The organism is Bacillus sp. 7_6_55CFAA_CT2, assembly GCF_000238655.1.
GTDB lineage: Bacteria > Bacillota > Bacilli > Bacillales > Bacillaceae_G > Bacillus_A > Bacillus_A cereus.
In genome coordinates, this window is sequence record NZ_JH414710.1 from 533,826 (window position 1) to 540,676 (window position 6,851).

The following is a 6,851-nucleotide window of genomic DNA, read 5'->3' on the forward strand; positions in this document are numbered from 1 at the left end:
TTTGTTTGGATCGAAACAAAAAATAGTCTATAGAACATAAATATTTATTCATGAATATAAAAATTAAAAATTTAAGGTAGATAGGACGGGAAAATGAAAAAGATTATTAAAGTTGAAGCAGTTGAAAAACATTTTGGAAATCAAGTGATTATCCCACCTCTTTCTTTAGATATTAAAGAGGGAGAGTTTTTAACAATTTTAGGACCGAGTGGCTGCGGGAAAACGACTTTACTTCGTATGATCGCAGGATTTGAAACTCCAACTAAAGGGAATCTTTTATTAGATGCTGAAAGAATTAACGATTTGCCGCCATATAAGCGTCATATGAACCTAGTGTTCCAACATTACGCACTATTCCCACATATGACAGTAGAGAAGAATATTTGTTTTGGTATGAAAATGCAGAAAGTATCAGCAGCAGAGCAGAAAGAGCGTGCTGAAGAGGCAATGCGTTTAACGCAGTTACTTGAGTTCCGTAATCGTAAACCTGCGAAGCTTTCTGGTGGACAACAGCAGCGTGTTGCAATTGCAAGAGCGATTGTAAATAATCCGCGTGTATTACTATTAGATGAGCCACTTGGAGCGCTTGACTTTAAGTTACGAAAAGACTTGCAACGTGAATTGAAAAACTTACAACGTAATTTAGGAATTACGTTCATATACGTAACGCACGATCAAGAAGAAGCAATGAGCATGAGCGATCGTATTGTAGTTATGAATAAAGGACATATCGAACAAATCGGAACACCGAAAGAAATTTATAATAAGCCGAAAACATTGTTCGTTGCGACATTCATCGGTGAAAATAATATTGTGAAAAACGGGGAAGGCTATGTAGCAATTCGCCCTGAAAATGTAAAAGTACGTTCGGTTGAAGAGTCAATTTTAAAAGAATACCATCTTGGACATATTGAAGATATCGAGTTTGTCGGAAATATGGAGAAGCTTTATGTACGTGATGAGAAAACATCAGAATTACTAATGGCATATCAAACTGCTGAAGAGGCAGCGCAGTGGAGCATTGGAGATAATGTATATGTAGGCTGGGAGCAAGAGGACGAGGTGACCTTAAATTGAAAAAAGGGAAATTACTCGCACTACCTACAGTCGCGTGGCTGTTAATTTTCTTCCTAATCCCGCTCGTATTCGTATTAGGATTCGCCTTCATGCAGCGCGGAGCTTACGGGACAGTAGAAATGCAATTTACGCTGGAGAATATATCCCGTGTGTTTGATCCTTTGTACTTAGGAACGTTATGGGAAACTGTTAAGATCGCAGTTATTACAACAGTAATATGTTTATTAATTGGTTATCCGTTTGCGTATACAATTACAATTGTTGATCGCAAATACCGTTCTATTCTTTTATTATTGGCAACGATCCCGTTTTGGATTAACTTTCTTGTTCGTTCATACGCATGGATTGTTATTTTACGTTCACAAGGTCTTGTGAATACGTTGTTATTAAAGCTTGGCATTATTAGTGAACCGTTAAATTTATTATATAATACTCCTTCTGTAATACTCGGAATGGTCTATTCTTTATTACCATTTATGATTTTACCAGTGTATGCAGCAATTGAGCAGCTGGATAAGCGTAAGCTAGAAGCGGCTTATGATTTAGGAGCAACACCAATAAAGGCATTTTGGAATATAACAGTGCCGATGACTATGTCAGGAATTGCGACTGGTTCTATTTTAGTATTCGTTTCTTCTATCGGAATGTTTGTTGTATCAGACGTGATGGGCGGATCGAAAGTAGCATTAATCGGAAACGTTATTCAAAATCAATTCTTAGGTGCACGTGACTGGCCATTTGGATCTGCGTTATCGATTATCGTTGTTCTATTCTCTGTTCTGTTAATTTACTTATATTATCGTGCAACGAAAGTATATAAATATAATGAGAACGGAGGGGAATAGGCAAAGATGAAGAAGTTTTTAGTTTCTTATTCTTGGTTAATTTTGTTATTCTTGTATTTTCCAATGATGGTTTTAATGGTCTATTCTTTCAACGACTCTCGCATTAATGCGGAGTGGGAAGGTTTTACATTCCATTGGTATACAGATTTATTTCAAAAACAAGATGTTATTGATGCATTTGTAAATAGTATTACGATTGCAGTTATAACAACGATTGTGACAACGGTACTTGGTGTATTCTTTGCAATTGCTTTACATCGTTATAAATATCGTTTCGAAGGGGCTATTAATGGCCTTGTATATTTACCAATTTTAATTCCTGATATTTTAATGGGATTATCTTTACTAATTCTTTTCAGCCAGTTAGGAATGGAACTTGGACAAACAACGATTATTATTGCACATATTACATTTAGTATTTCGTTTGTTGTTGTTATTTTAGCTGCGCGTCTTTCAAGTATGGGACGTGACTTAGAAGAAGCTGCAAATGATCTAGGAGCAACGCCTTGGCAAACGTTTCGTTATGTAACGTTCCCAGCAATTGCACCGGGAGTTATTTCGGCAGCATTATTAACATTCACATTATCAATTGATGATTTTGTAATTAGTTTCTTCGTATCAGGACCAGGATCAACAACATTGCCATTATATATTTACAGTATGGTTAAGCGCGGAGTATCACCAGAAATTAATGCTCTTTCTACAATTTTAATTGTTGCTATCGTAGGATTAATGGTTCTATCTGAAATCTTCCGGAACAAAGGTGCAGATGGTGAAGAAAACTCTGGAGGACACCTTCCTTTATAATACGAACGATATAGAAAGTACAAGGGGGTAATAAACCGATGAAATTAATGAAAAGAATAGCTGGCGCAGCAATTAGTTTTAGCCTTGTTGCTGGTGTGCTTGCTGGTTGTGGTGAAAAGAAAGAAGAATTAAATATTTATAGCTGGGCTGACAATTTTGATGAGCAAGTGCTAAAAGATTTTGAAAAGAAATATAATGTGAAAATTAACTATGACAAGTACGCAAGTAATGAAGAAATGCTTGCGAAATTACAAGCTGGTGGCGCAAAGTACGACTTAATCCAGCCGTCTGATTACATGGTTAAAACAATGGCGAAAATGGACTTATTAGCGCCGTTAGATAAAAAGAATATCCCGAATATCGAAAATATGGTTTCTAATTTCAAAACACCTGCGTTTGATCCAGAGAATAAATATTCTTTAGTGTACACTTGGGGTGTAACAGGGATTGCATACAATAAAAAGTATGTGAAAGAAGCACCTACAAGCTGGGCGGACTTATGGAATGAGAAATATAAAGGACATGTAACGTTACTGAACGATTCTCGTGAGGTATTAGGAGTGGGTCTTAAGAAGCACGGGTTCTCAAACAGTACGAAAGACGATGCACAATTAAAGACAGCAGCAGATGATTTAAAGAAGCTGCTTCCAAACTTATTAGCATTTGATACAGATAACATTAAACAAAAATTCATTACAGAAGATGCTTGGATCGGAACAGTTTGGTCTGGAGATGCAGCATTTATCGCAAAAGATAATAAAGATGTAGAATATGTTGTACCGAAAGAAGGCGGCACAATTTGGGCTGATACGTTAGCAATTCCAAAAGGTGCAAAACATAAAGAGCTTGCTGAGAAATTTATGAACTACTTACTAGATGAAAAAGTAAGTGTGAAAAACTACGAGTCAATTGGTTACAGTAATCCAAATGAAAAAGCTCATCCTCTTCATAGTAAAGAATACCGTGATAATCACATGATTTTCTTAACGAAAGAAGAGTTAGATCGTACAGAATGGCTTGTTGATGTAGACGATAAGTTAAAAGACTATGATCGTTACTGGACAGAGCTAAAAACAAAAGGTAAATAAGTAAGGAAATGCGGTTTCTAAAGTAGAAATCGCATTTTTTCATAGTAGGAGGAAATCGTTTGAATAAGAAGTTACATCAGTATGAGGTAATGTGTATCGGTTTGTTATTTGCTGTATTTGGTATTGTTGCTTGGCGCGTACATGCAGGTGGCGTTACAGTGATGGATACATATGTCCGTGGATTAGTAAGAGGGCTACAAACGGAAAGTTCTCTTATATTTTTCTCGTACTTTACAAAATTGGGATCAGCAATTGGGATAGTCGCTACGCTCGTCATAAGCTTGCTTGTTTTTTGGAAGAAGCGTTATTATGCTGCGATGATTGTATATCCAATGGGGATTTTAATAACACATCTTGTGAATAAAGGGATAAAAGAGATTGTAAAGAGAGAACGTCCGTCATTAAATGAAGCGCTAGATGCACTTGGATATAGTTTTCCTAGTGGACATGCAATGCTATCGATTATGACATTTGGATTTCTTACTTATATCATTGCTGCTAATTTGAAAAGCGTAGCTGGGAAATGTGTCACAACGATTTTGATGGGTATAGTAATTCTATCGATTGGATTAAGTAGAGTCATTTTAAATGTACATTACCCAACTGATATTTTAGCTGGTTACTGCGTAGGTGGTATTTTGTTAATTATCGCGATTTACTACCATCGTTTACTTACTGAGAGATTAGGGTTTAATAAAGAGAGGTAGAAAAATGTCTGGAAAAACTATTATTATAGTTTTTCCAGACGTTTTTTGTTTATATCAAGATGTGATACAGTATAAGTGACAATTGAATTATTTAAAGTAGGTGAAAATGTGTGAAGACAAACGTACATAAAGTTGATAAGTGGGGGAAGTTAGGAGCCTTTTTGTATCAGTTTCGTTATACAGTAATTGTAGCGTTACTGTTGCTCGCAATCGCACTTGGGATTTTTGCTCCAAAGCTACCGGGAGTATTAGGTGGTGACGGTTTCCAAACGGAAGGCGACTATCAAAAAACAAAAGAAATTTTAGATCAAGATTTTAAGAAGTCTCAAGATACGCTTCTGCTCGTTTTTGAGAAAAATAAAGATGCTTCACATGAGGAATTTAAAAAGCGAATAGATGAAATTGTAAAGAATGTTCAAGAGAAAGAGAGCTATGAATCTTTCCATCACCCAATCCAAAATAAAGAAATGCTACAAGATGACATCGGTTATGCGACAATTTTATTTTCCGGGAAAACAAATAAAGAAAGAATGGAAAAGACATTACAATTTGCTGATGAGATTGGGAAAGAAAGTAATGTAGCATTAAAAGTAACACCTACAGGATTCCCGAAAATTAATCAAGAGATTAATGAAAGAACGCAAAATGATTTAAAAGTAGCAGAAATGATTGGATTACCAATTGCGTTTCTTGTATTACTATTTTCGTTTGGTAGTCTTTTGGCATCAATTTTACCGATTTTGAATGGGGCGCTTAGTGTTATTAGTACGATGGGGATATTGTATTTCATCGGTGTTGATAAAGAACTATCTATTTTCGTGTTAAACGTTGCGCCGATGATTGGACTTGCATTATCTATTGATTTTGCGCTATTATTTGTGAACCGTTTTCGAGAGGAAGTTGCTAAACGAACGGTAAAAGAAGCGATAGCAATTACATATCAAACGGCAGGACGTGCGATTGTATTTTCAGGATTATGCGTATTTGTTGGGTTATCCGGTTTGTTTTTCTTTAAGATAGATTATATTCAATCTGTCGCGATTAGCGGAATGATTGTTGTCATTATGAGCATTTTATTCTCACTCACACTTCTTCCAGCACTATTATCGTTAATAGGTAAAAGAATATTAAAAAAGAATCAAGTAGCACATACGCCGGCAAAAGCATGGCGTAAATTTGCACAATTTGTCATGAAACATCCAATTGCAATGATTATTGTTGTTACAACATTTATTGTTATTTGCTTATTACCATTACGTACAGCGAATTTGCAGTTCCCTGGTGTTGAAGCTTTACCTGAAAAGAGTGATACAAGGATTGCATATGAAAAGTATGAAGAAGCATTTAATGAAACTGTCAAAACACACGCTGATGTTACGTTAGTTGTAGAGACGAAAAAAGATATGAAAGAAAAAGAAAGTCTACAAAAGATAGAAGAAGTCGTTCAAAAGTTAAAAGATGATAAGAAAGTACATGAAGTAAGAAGTTTATACGACGGGTTAACTGGAATGAAAGCAGATCAAGTTGTTGGAATATTGCAGTCGCCAGAATCAGCGAAACTAACTCCTGTATTTGAAGCATACACGCAAGGGAATAAGACGACGATAGAAATCTTTTTGAAAACAAAACCACGTACAGAGACTGCAAAACAGTGGGTACGTGACTTTAAAAAGAACTATAAAGAAACGGATGTTACGTATTATCTAGGCGGAATGACGACGTTTCAACAAGAATTAGAAGATGAAATTAAAGATAAAGTTGTAATTGGTATGTCTGTTATATTTGGATCGACCTTTGTTATATTATTATTTGCATTCCGATCTATACTCATTCCAATTAAGGCAATTGTTATGAATATACTTAGTTTAAGTGCAACCATTGGAATTGTTGTTTGGTTATTTGAAGGTGGTCATTTCGGTTTAGAAGCAAGTCCGGTTCTGTTTGTCTTACCAATCTTCATTTTTGGCCTCGTATTTGGGCTTAGTATGGATTATGAAGTATTTCTTATTTCACGTATTCATGAGCTCTATGAAGAAACAGGAGATAACGATCAAGCAACGTTAGAAGGGCTCGTTTCAACAAGTAGAATCATTACATCAGCTGCTTTAATAATGATTGTTGTAACTGGTGCATTCGCATTTACTGATATTTTACCAGTAAAGCAGATGGGTCTTGGCGTTGCATTAGCAATATTTCTTGATGCAACAATTATTCGTCTTATGCTCGTACCAAGCTTAATGAAGTTATTTGGAGACTGGAACTGGTGGTTACCATTTCGAAAAAAACGAGAAAAATCATCATAAAAAATGCTCATCATAATTGATGAG

The 6,851-nt window shown here is 35.6% G+C and carries 6 protein-coding genes; all 6 read left to right on the forward strand.

Annotated features, from left to right (window positions below):
• Positions 1-93 precede the first annotated feature (93 nt).
• The 6 genes from potA to HMPREF1014_RS18390 all read left to right on the forward strand — a co-directional run bounded on the left by potA (position 94) and on the right by HMPREF1014_RS18390 (position 6,827).
• A complete protein-coding gene (gene potA / locus HMPREF1014_RS18365; RefSeq protein ID WP_000720318.1) occupies positions 94-1,077 on the forward strand; it encodes a spermidine/putrescine ABC transporter ATP-binding protein PotA in 984 nt (327 codons plus the stop codon).
• Positions 1,074-1,922 carry a spermidine/putrescine ABC transporter permease PotB gene (potB, locus tag HMPREF1014_RS18370; RefSeq protein WP_000715500.1) on the forward strand — a complete coding sequence of 283 codons (849 nt, stop codon included), beginning with the start codon at positions 1,074-1,076 and terminating at the stop codon, positions 1,920-1,922. Before potA ends, potB begins: the two co-directional genes overlap by 4 nt.
• 6 nt (positions 1,923-1,928) lie before the next feature.
• On the forward strand, positions 1,929-2,729 hold the full coding sequence (gene potC / locus HMPREF1014_RS18375) for a spermidine/putrescine ABC transporter permease PotC (RefSeq protein WP_000714192.1): 801 nt from the start codon (positions 1,929-1,931) through the stop codon (positions 2,727-2,729).
• Between the two features lie 38 nt (positions 2,730-2,767).
• Positions 2,768-3,817 (forward strand): spermidine/putrescine ABC transporter substrate-binding protein PotD, encoded by a 1,050-nt coding sequence (gene potD, locus HMPREF1014_RS18380; protein WP_000772485.1) that lies wholly within the window; start codon positions 2,768-2,770, stop codon positions 3,815-3,817.
• 59 nt (positions 3,818-3,876) lie between these two features.
• Positions 3,877-4,524 (forward strand): phosphatase PAP2 family protein, encoded by a 648-nt coding sequence (locus tag HMPREF1014_RS18385; protein WP_001035520.1) that lies wholly within the window; start codon positions 3,877-3,879, stop codon positions 4,522-4,524.
• 110 nt (positions 4,525-4,634) lie between these two features.
• Positions 4,635-6,827, forward strand: a complete 2,193-nt coding sequence (locus HMPREF1014_RS18390; RefSeq protein WP_000856422.1) for an MMPL family transporter — start codon at positions 4,635-4,637, stop codon at positions 6,825-6,827.
• Positions 6,828-6,851: the final 24 nt, after the last annotated feature.